The organism is Subtercola boreus, assembly GCF_003399645.1.
In the GTDB taxonomy this organism is placed as follows: Bacteria; Actinomycetota; Actinomycetes; order Actinomycetales; family Microbacteriaceae; genus Subtercola; species Subtercola boreus_A.
On sequence record NZ_NBXD01000002.1, the window covers coordinates 153,374 to 171,043 of the forward strand.

Sequence of the window (17,670 nt, forward strand, 5' to 3'; positions counted from 1 at the left end):
GGTGGCTTCGTCGTCGCCCTCTGCCTGAATTGCGGTGCGTCAGGGTGCGGCCCTCATCAGTCGATCAGGGAGAGGGCGCGCAGGCGGGCCAGGGTTTCGACGCCGGCCGGGGGGCAGCGGTGCGCGTCGGCGGAGGTCACCCAGTGCACGGAGTCGACCTCCGCCGACGCGGTGGGCTCGTCGGGTGTCGTGGCGGCGAAGAGTTCCATCTCGACCATCCTCCCTTCGGGTTCGCCGTGCGCCTGCACGGTGACGGTGAAGAGGCTCCGGATGCTCGGCTGATCGAGTGCGACCGCGATCTCCTCGCGGCACTCACGCACGAGCGCAGCGGCGGAGGTCTCGCCGGGATCGATCTTGCCGCCGGGGAGGTACAGCACGTCGCGGGCGCGGGCGGTGACCATCAGCACGCAGCGCTCCCGCAGCAGCACGACGGCGGCCACGCGGATCGGCGCCAGGGCGCTCACGTGTTGCCCGCGCTCGCTGCGCTGCCCGCGTGATCCACGCTGCCCGCGCCAGCTGCGTTGTCCGCGTGATCCACGCTGCCCGCGCCAGCTGCGTTGTCCGCGTGATCCACGCTGCCCGCGCCAGGCGCGCCGCCTGAGCCGCCTGCGCCCGCGTCCCCCTGCGAACGCCCCGCGACGCGTGTCGCGCGCTCGTGACGCAGGATGCCGTAGACCGCGGTGTCACCCCAGGCACCCTTGAACAGGAGGTTCTCGCGGAGCAGGGCGTCCCGCTGCATCCCGAGCCGCAGGCACACCGCCGCCGAGGCCGCGTTGTGGGGATCGAGGTGGGCCTCGATCCGATGAACGTCGAGCTCGGCGAAGGCCCAGTCGAGCATCCCGCTCGCCGCCTCGGAGGCGAACCCGTGGCCCTGGAAGTCGGGATGGAACGCCCAGCCGATCTCCGCCTGACCGTTTGCGACGCTGTGCAGGAAGAGGGTGATCTCGCCGATCAGGCGGGCCGGATGCTCGGGGCCCGCCAGCTCGACCCCGACGACCAGCACATCGCCATCGTTCTCGAGCGCCGTCGTGAGCAGACGCTTTTCGAGATGCTCACGGGTCTCGGCGAGGGTGCGCACCTCCCAGAACATGTACTGAACCACCTCGGGCAGGCTCTGGTAGGAGTTGATGGCCTCGGCGTCGTCCGCTCGCAGGGGCCGCAGCAGGAGGCGTTCGGTGCGCACCGACGGGAAGGAGGTCATGACCCCACCCTGCCAGACCGGTTCAGGAGGCGGCGGATTCCCCGTCGGCGGGTGTCGCTGCGGGAAGGATCGCGAACGGAGCGACCGCAGAGGCCGGCTTCACGCCGTACAGCGACTCGAGCGCGGCCACGAAGGCCGGGCCGTTGCCGGAGCGTGCGAGGTCGCGGGCGCGTACCGAGGGGGTGTGCAGCAGCACTCCCACGAGATGGCGGAGCGCCGCCTCGGTCTCGGGCGAGTGGTCTCCGCGGGCGTGGGCCCGCGCGAGTTCGGCGTCGAGGGCGTCGAAGAAGTGCGAGCGCAGGGCCACGACGGCCGGGGTGACCTCGGATTCGACGCGGGCCGCGCTGTACTCGGCAGCCGCCTCATCCACCATCGCCCGTGCGCTGGTGGTGGAGGCGAATTCGTCGATCGGGGCGTGCAGGCTGATTGTTTCGAGATCGAGAAGCTCGACTCCGGCGAGGGAGGCCACCGCCGCGTCGACGTTGCGGGGCAGGCCGAGATCGATGACGAGGCGGCGCTGCAGGGCATCCGGAGCCGCAGCCGCCCGGACGAAGTGGGCGGCCGTGAGAACCGCGACGGGTGACTGGCTGGCGGTGACGATCACGTCGGAGCGGCCGATCGCCGCGGCGAGACCCTCGGCCCAGACCTGTGGAATGCCGAGGCGGGCGGCGAACGGCGCGGTGCGACCCGAGGGTGAGTAGACCGTGAAGTCGGTGGCGCCGCGCTCCTGCAGGGCGGTGAGGCTGACCCGGGCGTACTTGCCGGTGCCGACGACCAGCACGCGCGTCTGGGACCAGTCGGTGACGCGGCTCTCGGCCAGCTCGAGGGCGAGGCGTACGAGCGATCGGCCCGCTCCACCGACGCCGGTCTTCGTCTTGACGTCGCGGGAGGTGTGTGAGGCGCGCTGGAACAGGCGCTCGAGAGCCGACGATGTGGTGCCCTCGACGCGGGCGGTCTGCAGCGCGCGCCTTACCTGGCCGGCGATCTCGTCTTCGCCGACGACGACCGATTCGAGTCCGCTCGATACCGAGAAGAGGTGTTCGGCGACAGTGTCGCCCGAGAGAACGGTGACGACGTCGAACACGTCGGCCGCTTCGACTCCGGATGCCCGGCTCACGGCCTCGATGACCTCGCTGGCCGCGAGGGCACTGCCGGCGGTGAGAGGCTCGTCGACATCGAGGTAGGCCTCGAAGCGGTTGCAGGTCGCCAGCACGACGGCGCCCTGGATGAAATCGCTGTCACCGACGAGCGACGGAGCCACGGACGGTGCGCCGATGGACAACTTCTCCAGAAGGGTGAAGCTGGCGTTGCGATGGCTCGCAGTCAGGCAGATCAGCACCAATACATCGTATGCGACGAAAGCCGCCCACTACGACGTCTTGTAGAACTCACACACAGGATCCCCCCTTCGCCCGCGTGAGACACTGGAGCACGTGACTTCTCCGACGATTGACGCCGACCTGCGGGTGCTGCCGGCCTCGCATCCGCTTCAGGCCGGCCGAACATCGGGCAGCGCGCTCGTGTCGACCTACCAGGGCGTTCGCGGGCCCGTGACGCCGGTGTGGATGATGCGCCAGGCCGGCCGCTCATTGCCCGAGTACCGCGCGCTGCGAGTCGGTACCGACATGCTCGACGCCTGCCTCGACCCTGCGATGGCTAGCGAGATCACCCTGCAGCCGGTGCGGCGCCACGGTGTCGACGCAGGCATCTTCTTCAGCGACATCGTCGTACCGATCAAGCTCGCCGGGGTCGATGTCTCGATCGTCGCCGGCAGGGGCCCGGTGCTGCCGCATCCGGTGCGCACGGCCGACGACGTGCGAAATCTGCCCGAGCTCGACGAATCCGCACTCTCTCCCATCTCCGAGGCCGTCGCCCTAACCGTCGCGGCTCTGGGACAGACCCCGCTGATCGGGTTCGCCGGAGCGCCCTTCACTCTGGCGGCCTACCTCGTCGAGGGCGGTCCGTCGAAGGACCACCTCGCCGCGCGCACGATGATGCACTCCGACCCCGACACCTGGCAGGCGCTGATGCGCTGGACCGCCACGATCACCGGTGCGTTCCTCCGCGCTCAGATCATCGCGGGCGCCAGCGCCGCGCAGCTCTTCGACTCCTGGGCCGGTGCGCTCTCGCTCGCCGACTACACGGCCCATGTCGCGCCCGCCTCCGCGCTCGCCCTTTCGCGCGTGCACGGTCTGCAGTACACGGCTCCGGATGCTTCGACCCGCACGGTTCCGATGGTGCACTTCGGCGTGGGAACGGGCGAGCTGCTCGGTGCGATGCACGACGTCGGCGCTGACGTGATGGGCGTCGACTGGCGCATCCCCCTGGACGAGGCATCGCGTCGTCTCGGCGGCACGGTTCCGCTGCAGGGCAACATCGATCCCGCGTTCCTCAGGGCACCCTGGTCGGTGCTCGAGGCGCACGTGCTCGACGTGCTCGCGCGGGGCAAGGCGGCGCCGTCGCACGTGCTCAACCTGGGGCACGGGGTTCCGCCCGACGCAGACCCCGACGTGCTCTCGCGCGTCGTGCGGTTCGTACACGACGTCGCCGGCGAGGGGCATGCCGCCGCTGGCGCCGCCGCCGGTGGGTCTGCTCCCGCGTTCGCCGGCCCGGTCGCCTGAGCCCATGCCGACAGGGCAGAGCGTGGTCGTGGTCGGCGCGGGGGTCGCCGGGCTCGTGGCCGCTCGAACGCTCGCGCGCTCAGGTTTTCGCGTCACGGTGGTCGATTCCGCGCCCACACCCGGCGGCTGCGTCGCCACCCACACTGTGGCGGGCATCCGGCTCGATGCGGGGGCCGAGAGTTTCGCGACCCGGGGCGGAACTGTGGCAGCCTACCTGGCCGGCCTGGGGCTCGGCGGGGCGGTCGTCACCCCCAACCCGAAGGGCGCGTGGGTACAGCTCGACGGCGATGCCGCACCGCTTCCGAAGAACACGGTGCTGGGCATCCCCGGCGTTCCGCTCGCCGATGACGTGCGCCGCATCATCGGCTGGTCGGGTGCACTGCGCGCGCAGCTCGACCGCTACATCCCGCTCGTGCGGGTGAAGAAGTCGACCGATCTCGGCGACCTCGTCCGTCGCCGCATGGGCCAGAAGGTGCTCGACCGTCTCGTCGCGCCCATCGTCTCCGGCGTGCACTCGGCGCATCCCGACCTGATCGACACCGACGCCGTCGCACCCGGACTGACCGCTGCGATGGGCGTGCAGGGCTCTCTCTCGGGCGCTGTGATGTCGCTCATCGCACGTCGCGGTACGCATGGCGTTCGCCCGGCCGCCTCGAAGGCACCCGGGGGCAGCCCGAGCGACGCCGAGACAGTGCGCGGATCTGAGACGAGTGGCGGGCGCCCGCATGCCGCCGGGACAGAGGGTGCGAGGGCCGGCTCCGCGGTGGGCGGGATCGACGGGGGCATGTTCCGCCTCGTCGAGGCTCTCGTGGCAGACTGCGAGCGGCTCGGCGTCGACCTGCGGTTCGGGGTCGAAGTGCGGAGCATCCGCCGCGTCGACATGTCGCACTCCTCTGCTGGTGCGCCGGCGTCCGCTGACGCTGACGCTGACGCACTCGGGCCCGCGAGAGGACTCGAAGGGCTCGAAAGTGACGGTGCGGGTGCGGGCGAGGGCAGTGCGGGCGAGGGCAGGCCGGCCGAGTGGATGACCGTGCTCGACGATGGCCAGGTGCTGGGGTCGAACGGGGTGATCGTCGCGGCCGGGTTCCGCGCAGCGCTGACGCTGCTGCAGGGTTTCGACGGCCTGCGCGATCAGAGCACGGATGCGGCCTGGCCCGGTTCCTCGGCCGTCACACTCGCGACTCTGGTGCTGGCCGCCCCGGAGCTCGATGCCGCCCCGCGCGGAACCGGCGTTCTGGTCGCCGAAGACGTCCGGACGGTCGGGGCGAAGGCTCTGACGCACGCCACCGCGAAGTGGTCGTGGCTGGCTTCGGCCGCCGGCCCGGGCCGGCACGTCGTGCGCCTCTCCTATGGGCGCGGTGCGCCCGCCGCCACCGGTCGGCGCGTCGCGGCTGCCGGCGCGACAACCGCCGCTGCCCCGCACGACGCCCCCGCGCCCACCGTCTCCGAGGCCCAGGCGCTCCGGGATGCGAGCATCCTGCTCGGCATCCCACTCCGCCCCGAGCAGGTGGAGGGGTTCGCTCTGTTTGAATGGCGCGATTCGCTGGCGTTCGCGACCGGCGGCCACCGCGCGCGGGTCGACGCTCTCGTCGAAGCGGTGCACGAGCATCCGGGGCTCGAAGTCGTGGGTGCCTGGATCTCGGGAACCGGCCTGGCCTACGTCATCGACGGATCAAGCGTCAAGGCCTCGGAGCTTGCTGTCAGCCTGCTCAGTTCATAGGTCTACGATTTACACCACAGGCAATTCACGACTGATCGGAGTAATCATGCGCGGAAAGCTGCTTTTCGTGGTCGGCATCGGTGCGGGCTACGTTCTCGGCTCACGAGCCGGCCGCCAGCGGTACGAGCAGATCAAGGCGGGTGCCGACAGAGTATGGCAGTCCCAGCCGGTGCAGGCGGGTGTCACCCAGGTTCACGGCTTCGCGAACCAGCGTCTCGACGCCGCGTCGGGCAAGATCGCCGACCAGGTTCGGAAGGGTCTCGGTGCTGTTCTCCGGCTCGACAAGAACGCGGCAAGCGCGTCGAAGCGTTCGGCGAGCTCCCCGTCGACGAAGGCTCCCACGCGATCGGGTGCCGCGTCGCCCGACTCCGACGCTGTCATTCCCCCGCTGACCGGCTTCGTCGAGTAGTCGACACCATGGCTGAACCCGGCGCTTCGCTCACGAAACCGAGCAACCCCAAGACGAAACAGTCCCTGCCCGAACTCATCAGCGCGCTTCCGAGCCTGTTGACCACCCTCGTCAAAGACGAAATCACCCTGCTCAAGTCCGAGGTCATCAGCCGCGTCTCGAAGCTGGGTATCGGTGCCGGGCTCATCGCTGCGGCCCTCTTCCTGCTGTTCTTCGTGTTCGCCGTGCTGGTCGCGGCCGCGGTGCTCGGCATCGCCACGGCGCTGCCGGCCTGGCTCTCGGCGCTGATCGTCGCGGGTGCGCTGCTGATCGTCGCGATCATCCTGATTCTCATCGGCATCAGATCGATCAAGAAGGGCGTGCCTCCCGTGCCCGCCGAGTCGATCGAAAGCCTCAAGAAAGACGTAAACGCCGTGAAGGGACTGGGTGAGACCCATGAGTGACAAGAAGGCCCCCAGCGCCGGCGCACGAACGATGAAGGCGTCGAAGGCCGCGTCGAAGAGCATCCGTAAGAACGCTCCCGACGCCGTCGAGAAACCGGAGGACACACGTTCGCACGACGAGATCAAGAACGCGGTCGTCAAGAACCGCGACGATCTGGCTATGACCCTCGACGCCATCGAGTTCAAGCTGAATGTGCCCAGGCAGGTGCGGTTCAGGGTCGACAGGGTCAAGGCCCGGCTCGTGACGCTTCGCGACGAACAGCCTGCTGTTCTGGTTGCCGGGGCAGCGGGAGTCGTGGCGCTGCTCGGCACGGGCGTTTTCCTCGGCATCCGTGCAGCCCGGCGAGACTGACACCCCCCGCACGACCGGCCCGCACGACCACCGGCCCGCACGACCACCGACCCGAACGACCGGCGACAGACAACACGACAGCACGACAGCACGAAAGCACGACCGCACCAAGCGGGGGAGACCTCCCACCGAATCAGCGGGCCGGGGTGGCCCGCTTACGAAAGAAGACAATGACAATCCCGACATCCGATCGGGCTGACAGCCCGGCCGAGTCCGCCGCTCCCGGAGCGGAATCACCCACCCAGACGGGCCCTGCGCCCAGCACCATCGAATCGACAACCGAACCCGTCATGGTGACGGCGTACGCCCTGTGGGCGGTCTTTCGTCGAAATCCCGCGTCGCCCTTCGAACTCGACGGCTATGACGTTCCCTCCGCCGTCGCCGAACTGGATGATGCGGTGCTCAGCCTCGAGGCCGAAGACGTCACCGTGCGCGGCTTCTACGACGTCTCGGGCCTCCGTTCCGACGCCGATGTGATGGTCTGGATCCACGGCGAGACGCCCGAGACACTGCAGTGGGGCCTCCGGCAGCTGCGTCGCTCCACTCTGCTGAAGGGGCTCCTGCCGGTCTGGAACGCGCTCGGCGTGCACCGCGACGCAGAGTTCAACAAGCGCCACATGCCCTCGTTCATGCTCGGCAAGCCGCCGCAGGGCTGGGTCACGGTCTACCCGTTCGTGCGCTCCTACGAGTGGTACCTGTTGCCCGAAGAGGAGCGCAGCGCCATGCTGCGCGACCACGGCATCAAGGGTTCGGCCTTCCGCACCACACTCGCCAACACTGTCGCGAGCTTCGCGCTCGGCGACTACGAGTGGATCCTTGCGCTCGAAGACGACGAGCTGCTCAACCTGGTCGACATGATGCGAGACCTCCGGCAGACAGACGCCCGGCGGCACGTACGCGAAGAAGTTCCGTTCTACACCGGGCGCCGTATCACGAGCGCCGAGATCGTGGAGGTTTTACAGTGAGCGACGCAACAGCAGTAGACGCGGCCGTGCCCGTCGCCCCGGCGACGGATGCGGCCCCTGCCGCAGACCCGAACGCCTTCCCCGAGGGCGTGCTCGTTCGCGCAGCGACCCCGGCCGCAGCATCCGGAGCAGAGCACGTCGAGGAGGCCGTCGCCTACGACGCCATCCTGCTCGCGTCGTTCGGCGGGCCTGAGGGGCAGGACGACGTCATCCCGTTCCTCCGCAACGTCACGCGCGGCCGGGGTATCCCCGACGAGCGCCTAGAAGAGGTCGCGCACCACTACCGCGCGTTCGGCGGCATCAGCCCGATCAACGAGCAGAACCGTGAGCTGAAGGCGGCCCTCGAGGCCGAACTCGCCCGTCGCGGCATCGACCTGCCCGTGCTCTGGGGCAACCGTAACTGGGCGCCCTACCTGCCCGAAGCTCTTCGCGAGGCGAACGAGCGCGGGTTCACCAAGCTCATCGCCATCGGTACCAGCGCCTACAGCTCCTACTCGAGTTGCCGCCAGTACCGCGAGGACTACGCGAAGGCCCTCACCGAGACCGGGCTCGAGGGCACCCTGCAGATCGACAAGGTGCGCCAGTTCTTCGACCACCCCGGTTTCGTGGCGCCGTTCATCGACGGCGTCGCCGCAGCGTTCGACCAGATCGAGGCGGCGCTGCCCGGCATCGACCTGGGCTCCGAGGTCGAGGTGCTGTTCTCGACGCATTCCATTCCGTCGACGGATGCCGACCGCTCGGGCCCGCCCGAACGTGGCTTCGGTCCGGGCGGTGCATACCAGGCTCAGCACCGTGCCGTGGCCGAAGTGGTCATGGAGGCGGTCGGCGTCGGCCGGTCATCCATGCCGCAGTGGCAGCTGGTCTTCCAGAGCCGCAGTGGCCCGCCCACCCAGCCGTGGCTCGAGCCCGACGTGAACGACGCGATCGGCGAGCTGCCCGCGCGGGGCATCAGGGCCGTCGTGATCGTTCCACTCGGCTTCGTCAGCGACCACATGGAGGTGAAGTGGGACCTAGACAAGGAGGCCACCGACACGGCCAATGAGAACGCGCTGTACAGTGTTCGCGTTCCGACGCCGGGTGTTCACCAGAAGTACGTCAGCGGCCTCATCGACCTCGTTCTCGAGCGTGTCAATGGCGTGAAGACCGCCGACCGGCCATCGTTGACCGAGCTCGGGCCCTGGTACGACGTGTGCCGCACCGGCTGCTGCGAGAACGTGCGACTCGGGTTCAGGCCTGCCCTCGCCGGTTTGGCCCCATGACCCGAAAGCTCAGGATCGCGACGAGGGGCAGCGCTCTCGCTCTGGCCCAGACCGGGATGATCGGGGCCGAGCTCACACGACTCACCGGTGTCGACGTGACGATCACCGTCATCACGACCGAGGGTGACACGTCGCGGGCCTCGCTCGCGAGCATCGGCGGTACCGGAGTCTTCGCGAGTGCGCTGCGCGCGGCGCTGGTCGAGGGGTCGTGCGACCTCGTCGTGCATTCGCTGAAAGACCTGCCGACGGCGAACTATCCGGGTCTCGTGCTCGGAGCGATTCCGCGGCGCGAAGATCCGCGCGACGCGCTGTGCGCCCGCGACGGCCTCACACTTGCGGAGCTCCCACCGGGCGCGCGCATCGGAACGGGCTCGCCCCGGCGAGTCGCCCAGCTGCTTAGTCTGCGCCCGGATGTCACGGTGGTCGACATTAGAGGTAATGTCGACACCAGGTTGGCAAAGGTGTCGAGCGGGGAATTGGACGCTGTGGTGCTTGCTGCCGCCGGTCTGACGAGGCTTCAGAGGCTTGACGCCGTGTCTGAGTTCTTCGATCTCGCCATCTGGCCCACCGCACCCGGTCAGGGGGCTCTGGCCATCGAAGCGCGCGAGGAGGACAGCATTCCCGAGTTGATGACGATCCACGACGCGAACACAGGCCTGTCGATCGCTGCGGAGCGCGCCGTGCTGGCCGCCCTCGAGGCTGGCTGCAGTGCGCCGGTCGGAGCTTCCGCAGTGCTGGAGGGCTCGTCGCTGAATCTTTCGGCCGTCGTGTACGCGGCGGATGGATCTTCGGAGCTGGAAAGCAACCGCAGTGCCGTTCTGCCTTCCGGGGTGTCGGCGGGCGTCTCTTCGTCTGGCCTTTCGCGCTCGGCGGGCGAGGCCGCCGCGGCAGAGCTCGGCTCGGCGGTCGCGCGGCAGCTTCTCGACGGCGGCGCTGGCGAGCTCGCGGCGCTGGGGGCGGCATCCTGATGGGCGTCTCGACCGGCTCGACCCCCAAACCCCTCGCCGGTTGGCGCGTCCTCGTTCCGCGCGGCGGGCCCTGGGGCCACGGAGTCGCCTCCGACCTCCGAACCGTCGGGGCCGTGCCCATCGTGGCGCCCCTCATCAACTTCGCCCCGACGGCGGATTCGGCGGCGCTCGAGAGTGCGCTCGAACGTCTGGCGGCCGGTGACTTCGACTGGCTCACGGTGACCAGCGCCACGACGGTCGACGTGCTCTCGGCGCACCAGGCCGAGGTGCCCGCATCCACGCGGATTGCCGCGGTCGGCGAGACGACGGCAGCAGCGCTGTCGTCGGCGGGCTACCGGGTCGATCTCGTGCCGCTCGAAGACAACTCGGCGAAGGGCCTGCTCAGCGAGATGAAGCAGTTCGAGGAGGCGGGTGCGTCCCTTCGCATCCTGACCCTCCGCAGCGAGATCGCGAAGCCGGTTCTCAGCCTCGGGCTCGCGCAGCGCGGGCACGCCGTCGAGTCGGTCGTGGCCTACCGCACCATCGGGGTCGCCGTCGACCCGGCCCTCCGCGAAGAGGTCGAGGCGGGCCTGATCCGCGCCATCCTCGTCACGTCGGGCAGCGTCGCGGAGCAGGTCCAGCTTCAGCTCGGGCCCATCCCCGAGTCGACGATCGTGGCGTGCATCGGCCCGGTGACGGCACAGGATGCCCGCAGCTACGGTCTGCGCGTCGACCTCATCGCGGCGAAGCGCTCGGCCGAGTCGCTCATCGAGTCCCTCATCGGCGCGGCGGCCGCCCTGCGCTGACGCGGCCGTGCTGACGCCGTTTCGTCTGGCACCGCAGGAACGGACACAGTTTCCGGGGTCCGAGCCGCATAGGGGTGCGGATCGCCCAGACCGTATCCGTTCGGCGTGCCGGGGTGCGTCTGCCGAGGTGTTCGAGGCTCGGGTTCGGGGTCAGTTCGCGGCGGGGGCGAACAGCTCGAGGGCGATGTTATCGGGGTCGCGGAACTCGAGGATGAAGCCCGATCCGATGTCCTTCACTCCCCCGTGCTCGATGCCGAGCCCATCGAGCAGCCCGGCTGCATCGTCGAGGTCGGAGCGGGCCGGCACGGCGAAACTGAGGTGGTCGAGCCCGACCCGGTCTTCGTCGTAGCGGTCACCCGCGGGCGCGACGGGGCGAAGACCCAGAACCCCGCCGCCGAACTGGTAGATCACCCCGCCGAAGACGAAGGCAAGCTGGTCTTTCGTGGCCTGGTCCGCGTCGGCGGGAGGTGCCTCGACGAGCACATCGAACCCGAACACCGCGTCGTAGAACCTGCGGGAGACGGCGATGTCGGTGACAGTGAGACGGAGGTGGGCATAGTCCACGGCGGCGACGGGCATAGTGGGGTGCTCCTTGGGGTGGGCGATGGATGATCGTGGGCGTCGGGCTGCGCCCCGGCCTCGTTCGACCGACTATGCCAGCGGAGGCTGGGAGCGACCAGACCCTTGCGCATGACCCCTGGAACGGGCATCCTGAGCCCTGGCAGCCCCGCGGAAGCATTCCCAGCGACGAAGCGTAGGCTTGCGGTATGACTTCTCACGGGAACGGCCCCTCGGCCGGTCTGACTGTTCGACCCCGGCGCCTGCGTGCGACGCCCGCGATGCGGCGGCTCGTCTCCGAGACGCGTCTGCACCCGGCCGACCTCATCCTTCCGATCTTCGTCAAGGAGGGTGCCGAGCCGCGTGCCCTGAACTCCATGCCCGGCATCATGCAGCACACGACCGAGAGCGTGCGTGCCGCCGTGAACGAGGCGGCTGACCTCGGGCTGGGTGGGGTGATGCTCTTCGGTGTTCCCGACGCGAAGGATGCGATCGGGTCGGGGGCCACAGACCCAGACGGCATCCTGAACCAGGCGACGCGCGTCGTGGTCGCCGAGGTGGGCGATGCGCTGGTGGTGCAGACCGACCTCTGCCTCGACGAGTTCACCGACCACGGTCACTGCGGTGTGCTCGACGCTGACGGGCGCGTCGACAACGACGCGACACTGCTGAGGTATCGCGACATGGCGGTGGCGCAGGCCTCGGCCGGGAGCGAGTTGCTGGGCCTGTCGGGAATGATGGACGGCCAGGTCGCTGCCGTTCGCGACGAGCTCGACGCCCACGGCTTTCAGAACACCGCGATTCTGGCGTATACGGCGAAGTATGCGTCGGCGTTCTACGGCCCGTTCCGCGAGGCCGTCGGATCCACACTGCGCGGCGACCGCAAGACCTATCAGCAAGACCCGGCCAACCGGCGCGAGGGCATGCGCGAGACCCTGCTCGATCTGGAGGAGGGTGCTGACATCGTCATGGTGAAACCTGCCATGAGTTACCTCGACGTGCTTGCCGACGTGGCGGCCATGTCTCCTGTTCCGGTGTGGGCCTACCAGGTGTCAGGCGAGTACGCGATGATCGAGGCGGCCTCGGCCAATGGCTGGATCGACCGCGAACGGGCGATCCTCGAATCGGTGACCGGCATTCGCCGTGCCGGCGCCGACGCGGTGCTGACGTATTACGCGCCCGAGATCGCGCGCACGCTGCGCGAGCAGCAGTGACATATTCCCCAACCGTTTTTGAAAGGCCTGACGTGTCCGAGTCCGACGTTCTGTTCGCCCGTGCGAGCGTTTCCATTCCGGGTGGGGTCAATTCCCCGGTGAGGGCGTTCCGTTCGGTAGGAGGTACGCCGCGTTTCCTGGTCGCGGCCAAAGGCGCCCATGTGACCGACGCCGACGGGATCGAATACGTCGACCTCGTGAACTCGTGGGGCCCGGCGATCCTGGGGCACGCGCATCCGGAGGTTGTCACAGCAGTTCAGGATGCTGCCGCCCGCGGTCTGTCGTTCGGTGCGTCGACCCCCGGCGAGACCGAACTGGCCGAGGCGGTGCGGGCGCGGATCTCTGCGGCGGGCCTCTCGCCCGTCGAGAAGGTCCGGCTTGTGTCGACCGGTACCGAAGCGACGATGACGGCCATCCGTCTGGCACGGGGTTTCACCGGTCGCGATCTGCTCGTCAAGTTCGCCGGGCACTACCACGGTCATTCGGATTCGCTGCTCGCCGAGGCGGGTTCTGGGCTGGCGACGCTCGCGCTGCCGGCTTCGGCCGGGGTGACCGCGGCGACCGCGGCCCAGACGCTGGTGCTCCCCTACAACGATCTCGAGGCGGTGCGGGAAGTCTTCGAAGCCCACCCGGGGCAGATCGCTGCGGTGATCACCGAGGCTGCGGCGGCGAACATGGGCGTGGTGGCTCCAGACGCCGGGTTCAACGCGGCACTCGCCGGCATCGTGCACGAGAACGGCGCTCTGCTCATCGTGGATGAGGTGCTGACCGGGTTCCGTGTCGGGCCGGCCGGGTGGTGGGGCCTCGAGGTGTCGGGGGCGCCCGACCAGCCCTACGCGCCCGACCTGTTCACCTTCGGCAAGGTGGTGGGCGGGGGTCTTCCCCTCGCGGCGCTCGGCGGGCGGTCCGACGTGATGGACTACCTCGCGCCCCTCGGGCCGGTCTACCAGGCGGGAACGCTGTCGGGCAACCCGGTCGCGGTCGCCGCCGGACTCGCGACTCTAAGACTCGCCGACGACACCGTCTACGCGAAGCTCGACAGCACGGCATCCGTTCTCTCCAACGCCGTGTCTGAGGCGCTCGCCGCAGAAGGTGTCGCGCATTCGGTCCAGCGCGCCGGGAGCCTGTTCAGCTTCGCCTTCGGCGACTTCCCGGTCGGCGGACCCCGCACCTATGCCGAGGTGCAGTCGCAGGAGTCGTTCCGCTACGCCCCGTTCTTTCACGCGATGCTCGACGCGGGCGTGTCGCTTCCTCCATCGGTGTTCGAGGCGTGGTTCGTGTCTGCGGCGCTCGACGACTCGGCAATCGAGCGGATCGTGTCGGCGCTCCCGGGCGCGGCTCGTTCCGCTGCGGCGGTTTCGCGGGCACACTAGACCCATGGCTGTTCTGTTCGTTCACCCCGATCGTCTTGAGATCAGGTTGACGCGGGCCGAGAAGATCCTCTCGCTTCGGCGGAGCGATATCGAGGTACCGCTGGAGAACATCCGTTCTGCGGTGCTGACCGACGACCCGTGGATCTGGGTGCGGGGCATCCGGGCACCCGGTACGGCCGTACCGCTGACGCTCGCGGTGGGCTCGTGGAAGTTTCATGACGGCAAAGACTTTCTGCTGATCAAGGGAACGCGCACGTCGGTGGTCATCGACATCGAGGGGGCCGAGTTCTCCCGCATCATCGTGACGACCCGGCACTCGCTGACGCTGTTGCGGGCGCTGCGTCTCCCGCCCGTGGAGTCGGCCGCCGCGACGGAGATCGCCGCGGACTAGGGCGTCACTGCCGCTGCGGCGCCAGCGGGTGGCGCGACGCGTGCCCCGATTGCCCGAAACTCCGCCACGGCCAGCTCGACGACCGGTGTCTCGAGGGGGAGAAGGTCCAGAGCCCGGCGATACACCGGCAGAGCCTCGTCGAAGCGGCCCAGCGTCACGAGCAGTCGCGCCGTGAACAAGTGCGCGTGGCCCGCGGATGCCCGGTCTGACAGTCGCTCGTACAACCGCGCCGCTCGTGCTGCCGTCACCAGGGCATCCTCGTCTAAGCCGAGGTTGTCGAGCGCCCGCGCCCGCGACTCAGTGACGGTCGCCAGCAGCGCGTCGATGTCGAAGGAGTATTGCGCAGCACGATCGAGCGCACGATCGAAGGTCTGCAGCCCCTCCACGTCGCCGAATGCACATTGCGCGATGCCGTAGAGGTGCAGCGCGTCGACCTCGGCTGACGGTTCGTCGGGGATGCGTCGCGCCTGGGCGAGAGTGTGTTCGAGCACGTCGAGACTGTCGGGGTCATCGCGCTCGAGCAGCAGCCGCCCGAGCGCGAGGCCCGCCCTAACGGCTGCCCGAGCATCCCGGGCCAGCGAGCAGAGGGTGAGCGACAGGCTCCACGATGCGTAGGCGGCGTCATCGTCGTCCTCGAGCCGGTAGGCGTGCCCCAGCCAGAACAGCAGCTCGGCGCGCTCGGCCGGCACGTCGGTCGGGGCCGCGTCGAGGATGCGGTGCAGTTCGGCGGCGGCCTCGGATCCACGCTCCGACGCGATCAGCGCGCGGGCCAGCCTGAAACGCAGGCCCAGCAGGTCGGGATGATCGGCGGCGCCGTGATCGAAACCCGTTGTCGCCTCGGTGACAGCCATTCGCCAGGCTTCGACGACCCCGGGCCGCACCTTGAGGTGCTCGAGCAGCGAAGCGAGGTTGGCACACGCGGCGATCGTGCCTGCACCGTCGTGCAGCTCGAGAGAGAGCGAGAGAGCACGATCTGCGTCGTCGAGTGCGGCGCGCGCTTCGTCTGCGCCCAACAGGAGAGAGGCGCGCAGCAGCAGGGCATCGGCACGCATCGCCCTGTCGAGGTCGTGACGCAGCAGCCGGTCGAGGGTCGCCCGGGCCCAGACCGGTTGTTCGATGGCGACCTGTGCGCGGGAGAGAAGCATGAGCGGACGCTGTACGGCGACACAGTCGGGATCGTGCCCGCAGAGGGTGACAGACGAGAGGAGAAACTCGATCGCCTCCCTCGGACGCTGCTGTTTCAGCCGCAGTTCGCCGAGCGCGTTCAGGACGCTCACCTGTGCCTCGGGGTCGACCGCACCCCTCCGGGCCGCGGTCAGCTCGCGTTCCAGGTCTCCGCGGCGGCGCTCCGGCTCGACACCGAACAGCAGGAGTCCGAGCTCGAGTTCGACTTCGGCCAGGTCGAGGCGATCCTCGGCGATGAGCTGGTCGACCCGCCACGCCGCGACCTTCTCGGCCCGGGCGAGGTCGCCGCGTTCGATGGCGAGCCGGACCTCGAGGTCGTAGAGGGCGACCCGGACGCCGCGGGCGGGATCGGGTGGGGCGGGGGTGCCGTCGGCAGGTCCGGGCCGGGCGAGCGTTCGCAGAGCGCGGTCGCCTGGGGCGGGGGTGCGCCTGCCGGGGGTGCTGTGCGGTGGCGCGACCGGCGAAACGGTTGCGCCGGTGACGAGATCGTCGAAGGCGGGGGTCGTCTTCCGACGGGCGGCAGCCCCGCGTGCTCGCGGTTTGTTCGACGGCCCGGGGTTCGCCGGCGCGGAGTTCACGAGAGGCCGTGGCTTCGCGCGTGCCAGGCTGCGGGCGCTGTCGTCGTGCGGCAGGAGTTCGGCCGACGATTCCCGGTCGAGCATGTCGTGGGCCTGCTGGATCGCCCAGAGTGCCCCGGCCGGATCTGCCACACTCGCCCGTTCCCGCGCCGCCCGCAGCCACTGGATGCTCGGCAACATGCTGTGGGGATCGATCGTTCGAAAGGCGGCCGGCGTCTCGTGCGTGACGGCGCGAGTGCCCTGCCGGGCATCCGTCTCGGCGAGGGCGGCGCAGCGAACATCGCTCCGTGCTTCTGCGGCGGCGCAACGATCAAGAAAAGTGCTCGACCCATTGCGATCGTCGAACCGCTGAGCCACCGTGCGGGCGAGGGCCCAGCATGCGTCGGAGAGGCTCTCCGCCGTCACGGCCCCCGTGGGCATCCCGAGCAATAGGCGAAGGCCCGGATGCTCGGCCGCCCCCACCCGTACGTCGGGCCCGTGCCCCTCGGCGTCAGACTCGCAGACGAGGTCGAGCAGGCATCCCACGGCGAGCAGTGCATCGAAGCGCGCGAGTTCGTCATGCGGATCCACGACGAGCCAGTGCAGGTGCCGACCGACGAGCTGGAGTCCGCGGGTGAGGTCCCCGATGTCAGCGCAGTACTCGATGTGCATCGCGATCTCGGCGAGATGGCGTGGGTCGTGGCGCACCAGCTCGTATCCGCGAAGATGCGCGAGTCGGGCATCCGACAGCTGGCCTCTCTGCAGCAGGGGTAGGAGGCTCTCGGCGATGCGACGAGGGGGAGGGGGATGATCGGCAGCGCCGTCGCCGCGGGCATCGTCGTGGTGGGTGGGGTCGTCGGCGTGGGCGGGGTCATCGTGGTGCGTGGGAGTGTCGGCATCGGCGTGGGCGTGTCCGGCGGGGTGGGATTCGTCGCCGGCAGCGGTGCGGAGCAGGCGTAGCCGGCTCAATGCCGTGCGCTGGCTCGCGGCTTCCCGGTGGCGACCGGTGGCCTCTAACACGTGCCGGCGGGCGCGGGTGAGGAGAAAGTCGGAGTCGAGGCGGGTGGTGGCCGCGCCGCTGCTGTCGGGAGGATGCGTCGAAAGCGCTCGCTCGTCTGGCTCGTCTGGCTCGTCTCGCAAGTCTCGCTCGGCGAGCAGCTGTTGCAGCTCGGAGAGCGACTGGTCGATCGTGGCGAGCGAGAAGCTCGGGCTGGCGGCGAGAGTGGGCGGTACGGCTGCGAACACCGCCGCCAGTTCGACGGGTCCACTGCGTGCGGCGAAGCGCTCGGAATCGGTGAGGTGCCGCTCGAGGCACCACTCGATGTTGTCCAGGAGTTCTGTGCTTCGAGCACTCATCCCCGCAGCCGCCGCAAGCCGCAGCCGAGCACAGTATTCGAGCTCCTCGCTGCCCGCGGCCACGGCGACCCGGGCGGCTTCGACCAGAAGGGCGTGCTGGAACACGCCCCGGTCACGTCGATCGGCCTCGTCGATCAGGCGCCTCGCGTGCGTCTCATGCTGCATGGGTGCTGTCTCCCAAGTGGGTGGTGGGTGGTGAGTGGTGGGTCGGGGTGCGGGTTGCAGAGCGGAGTGGGTCCGCGGGTCGGGGTGCGGGTTGCGCAGTGCGGTGCGGTGCGTCGGTGTCGGTGTCGCGAGCGGAGTTGCGGCCCGA

At 69.4% G+C, this 17,670-nt stretch carries 17 protein-coding genes; 12 read left to right on the top strand and 5 right to left on the bottom strand.

All coding sequences use genetic code 11. The features are described from left to right. Positions 1-56: 56 nt before the first annotated feature. Genes B7R24_RS00855 through B7R24_RS00865 form a run of 3 tightly spaced genes read right to left on the bottom strand, consistent with a single transcriptional unit; the run spans position 57 to position 2,540 of the window. The gene (locus B7R24_RS00855) at positions 57-464 is read right to left on the bottom strand and encodes an NUDIX hydrolase (RefSeq protein ID WP_253259187.1); all 408 of its coding nucleotides are present in this window, start codon (positions 462-464) and stop codon (positions 57-59) included. Then, on the bottom strand, positions 461-1,201 hold the full coding sequence (locus B7R24_RS00860) for a GNAT family N-acetyltransferase (protein WP_116417087.1): 741 nt from the start codon (positions 1,199-1,201) through the stop codon (positions 461-463). The genes B7R24_RS00855 and B7R24_RS00860 overlap by 4 nt, the downstream gene beginning before the upstream one ends. 22 nt (positions 1,202-1,223) lie before the next feature. Beyond that, positions 1,224-2,540 carry a glutamyl-tRNA reductase gene (locus tag B7R24_RS00865; RefSeq protein ID WP_116417088.1) on the bottom strand — a complete coding sequence of 439 codons (1,317 nt, stop codon included), beginning with the start codon at positions 2,538-2,540 and terminating at the stop codon, positions 1,224-1,226. 94 nt (positions 2,541-2,634) lie between these two features. Here B7R24_RS00865 and hemE point away from each other — a divergent pair, with 94 nt between their 5' ends. From hemE to B7R24_RS00910, 9 genes are all read left to right on the top strand, one after another. Then, positions 2,635-3,822: a uroporphyrinogen decarboxylase gene (gene hemE / locus B7R24_RS00870; protein ID WP_437123490.1), complete on the top strand. Its 1,188-nt coding sequence runs from the start codon at positions 2,635-2,637 to the stop codon at positions 3,820-3,822. Positions 3,823-3,826: 4 nt separating this feature from the next. Next, complete coding sequence (locus B7R24_RS00875) at positions 3,827-5,542, top strand: protoporphyrinogen/coproporphyrinogen oxidase (protein ID WP_116417299.1); 1,716 nt, start codon at positions 3,827-3,829, stop codon at positions 5,540-5,542. Positions 5,543-5,588: 46 nt separating this feature from the next. Then, positions 5,589-5,951: a YtxH domain-containing protein gene (locus B7R24_RS17910; protein WP_253259188.1), complete on the top strand. Its 363-nt coding sequence runs from the start codon at positions 5,589-5,591 to the stop codon at positions 5,949-5,951. Between the two features lie 8 nt (positions 5,952-5,959). Then, positions 5,960-6,394 (top strand): phage holin family protein, encoded by a 435-nt coding sequence (locus B7R24_RS00885; RefSeq protein ID WP_116417089.1) that lies wholly within the window; start codon positions 5,960-5,962, stop codon positions 6,392-6,394. Continuing rightward, positions 6,387-6,746 carry a DUF3618 domain-containing protein gene (locus tag B7R24_RS00890; RefSeq protein WP_116417090.1) on the top strand — a complete coding sequence of 120 codons (360 nt, stop codon included), beginning with the start codon at positions 6,387-6,389 and terminating at the stop codon, positions 6,744-6,746. Before B7R24_RS00885 ends, B7R24_RS00890 begins: the two co-directional genes overlap by 8 nt. 170 nt (positions 6,747-6,916) lie before the next feature. Next, the gene (hemQ, locus tag B7R24_RS00895) at positions 6,917-7,711 is read left to right on the top strand and encodes a hydrogen peroxide-dependent heme synthase (RefSeq protein WP_172582650.1); all 795 of its coding nucleotides are present in this window, start codon (positions 6,917-6,919) and stop codon (positions 7,709-7,711) included. 89 nt (positions 7,712-7,800) lie between these two features. Next, positions 7,801-8,970 (top strand): ferrochelatase, encoded by a 1,170-nt coding sequence (locus tag B7R24_RS00900; protein ID WP_253259213.1) that lies wholly within the window; start codon positions 7,801-7,803, stop codon positions 8,968-8,970. Further along, on the top strand, positions 8,967-9,938 hold the full coding sequence (gene hemC / locus B7R24_RS00905; protein WP_116417091.1) for a hydroxymethylbilane synthase: 972 nt from the start codon (positions 8,967-8,969) through the stop codon (positions 9,936-9,938). The genes B7R24_RS00900 and hemC overlap by 4 nt, the downstream gene beginning before the upstream one ends. After that, entirely contained in the window at positions 9,938-10,723 is a 786-nt protein-coding gene (locus B7R24_RS00910) for a uroporphyrinogen-III synthase (protein ID WP_116417092.1), read from the top strand. Before hemC ends, B7R24_RS00910 begins: the two co-directional genes overlap by 1 nt. 150 nt (positions 10,724-10,873) lie before the next feature. Here the strand turns inward: B7R24_RS00910 and B7R24_RS00915 are convergent, their stop codons facing one another. Continuing rightward, on the bottom strand, positions 10,874-11,302 hold the full coding sequence (locus B7R24_RS00915; protein ID WP_116417093.1) for a VOC family protein: 429 nt from the start codon (positions 11,300-11,302) through the stop codon (positions 10,874-10,876). Positions 11,303-11,562: 260 nt separating this feature from the next. Between B7R24_RS00915 and hemB the strand changes: the two genes are divergently transcribed. Genes hemB through B7R24_RS00930 form a run of 3 tightly spaced genes read left to right on the top strand, consistent with a single transcriptional unit; the run spans position 11,563 to position 14,259 of the window. Further along, on the top strand, positions 11,563-12,495 hold the full coding sequence (gene hemB / locus B7R24_RS00920; RefSeq protein WP_253259214.1) for a porphobilinogen synthase: 933 nt from the start codon (positions 11,563-11,565) through the stop codon (positions 12,493-12,495). Between the two features lie 32 nt (positions 12,496-12,527). After that, positions 12,528-13,868 (top strand): glutamate-1-semialdehyde 2,1-aminomutase, encoded by a 1,341-nt coding sequence (gene hemL / locus B7R24_RS00925; protein ID WP_116417095.1) that lies wholly within the window; start codon positions 12,528-12,530, stop codon positions 13,866-13,868. A gap of 4 nt (positions 13,869-13,872) precedes the next feature. Beyond that, positions 13,873-14,259, top strand: coding sequence for a hypothetical protein (locus B7R24_RS00930; RefSeq protein WP_116417096.1), 387 nt, complete (start codon positions 13,873-13,875; stop codon positions 14,257-14,259). Here the strand turns inward: B7R24_RS00930 and B7R24_RS00935 are convergent. After that, complete coding sequence (locus B7R24_RS00935) at positions 14,256-17,522, bottom strand: tetratricopeptide repeat protein (RefSeq protein ID WP_116417097.1); 3,267 nt, start codon at positions 17,520-17,522, stop codon at positions 14,256-14,258. The genes B7R24_RS00930 and B7R24_RS00935 overlap by 4 nt on opposite strands. Positions 17,523-17,670: the final 148 nt, after the last annotated feature.

What these genes read in the sequence shown, in the direction of transcription:
- B7R24_RS00860 (WP_116417087.1), bottom strand. Translation starts at nt 1,201, where the DNA reads ATGACCTCCTTCCCGTCGGTGCGCACCGAACGCCTCCTGCTGCGGCCC.
- B7R24_RS00890 (WP_116417090.1), top strand. Translation starts at nt 6,387, where the DNA reads ATGAGTGACAAGAAGGCCCCCAGCGCCGGCGCACGAACGATGAAGGCG.
- B7R24_RS00935 (WP_116417097.1), bottom strand. Translation starts at nt 17,522, where the DNA reads ATGCAGCATGAGACGCACGCGAGGCGCCTGATCGACGAGGCCGATCGA.
- B7R24_RS00875 (WP_116417299.1), top strand. Translation starts at nt 3,827, where the DNA reads ATGCCGACAGGGCAGAGCGTGGTCGTGGTCGGCGCGGGGGTCGCCGGG.
- B7R24_RS00910 (WP_116417092.1), top strand. Translation starts at nt 9,938, where the DNA reads ATGGGCGTCTCGACCGGCTCGACCCCCAAACCCCTCGCCGGTTGGCGC.
- B7R24_RS00885 (WP_116417089.1), top strand. Translation starts at nt 5,960, where the DNA reads ATGGCTGAACCCGGCGCTTCGCTCACGAAACCGAGCAACCCCAAGACG.
- B7R24_RS00930 (WP_116417096.1), top strand. Translation starts at nt 13,873, where the DNA reads ATGGCTGTTCTGTTCGTTCACCCCGATCGTCTTGAGATCAGGTTGACG.
- B7R24_RS00915 (WP_116417093.1), bottom strand. Translation starts at nt 11,302, where the DNA reads ATGCCCGTCGCCGCCGTGGACTATGCCCACCTCCGTCTCACTGTCACC.
- hemB (WP_253259214.1), top strand. Translation starts at nt 11,563, where the DNA reads ATGCGGCGGCTCGTCTCCGAGACGCGTCTGCACCCGGCCGACCTCATC.
- B7R24_RS17910 (WP_253259188.1), top strand. Translation starts at nt 5,589, where the DNA reads ATGCGCGGAAAGCTGCTTTTCGTGGTCGGCATCGGTGCGGGCTACGTT.
- hemC (WP_116417091.1), top strand. Translation starts at nt 8,967, where the DNA reads ATGACCCGAAAGCTCAGGATCGCGACGAGGGGCAGCGCTCTCGCTCTG.
- hemQ (WP_172582650.1), top strand. Translation starts at nt 6,917, where the DNA reads ATGACAATCCCGACATCCGATCGGGCTGACAGCCCGGCCGAGTCCGCC.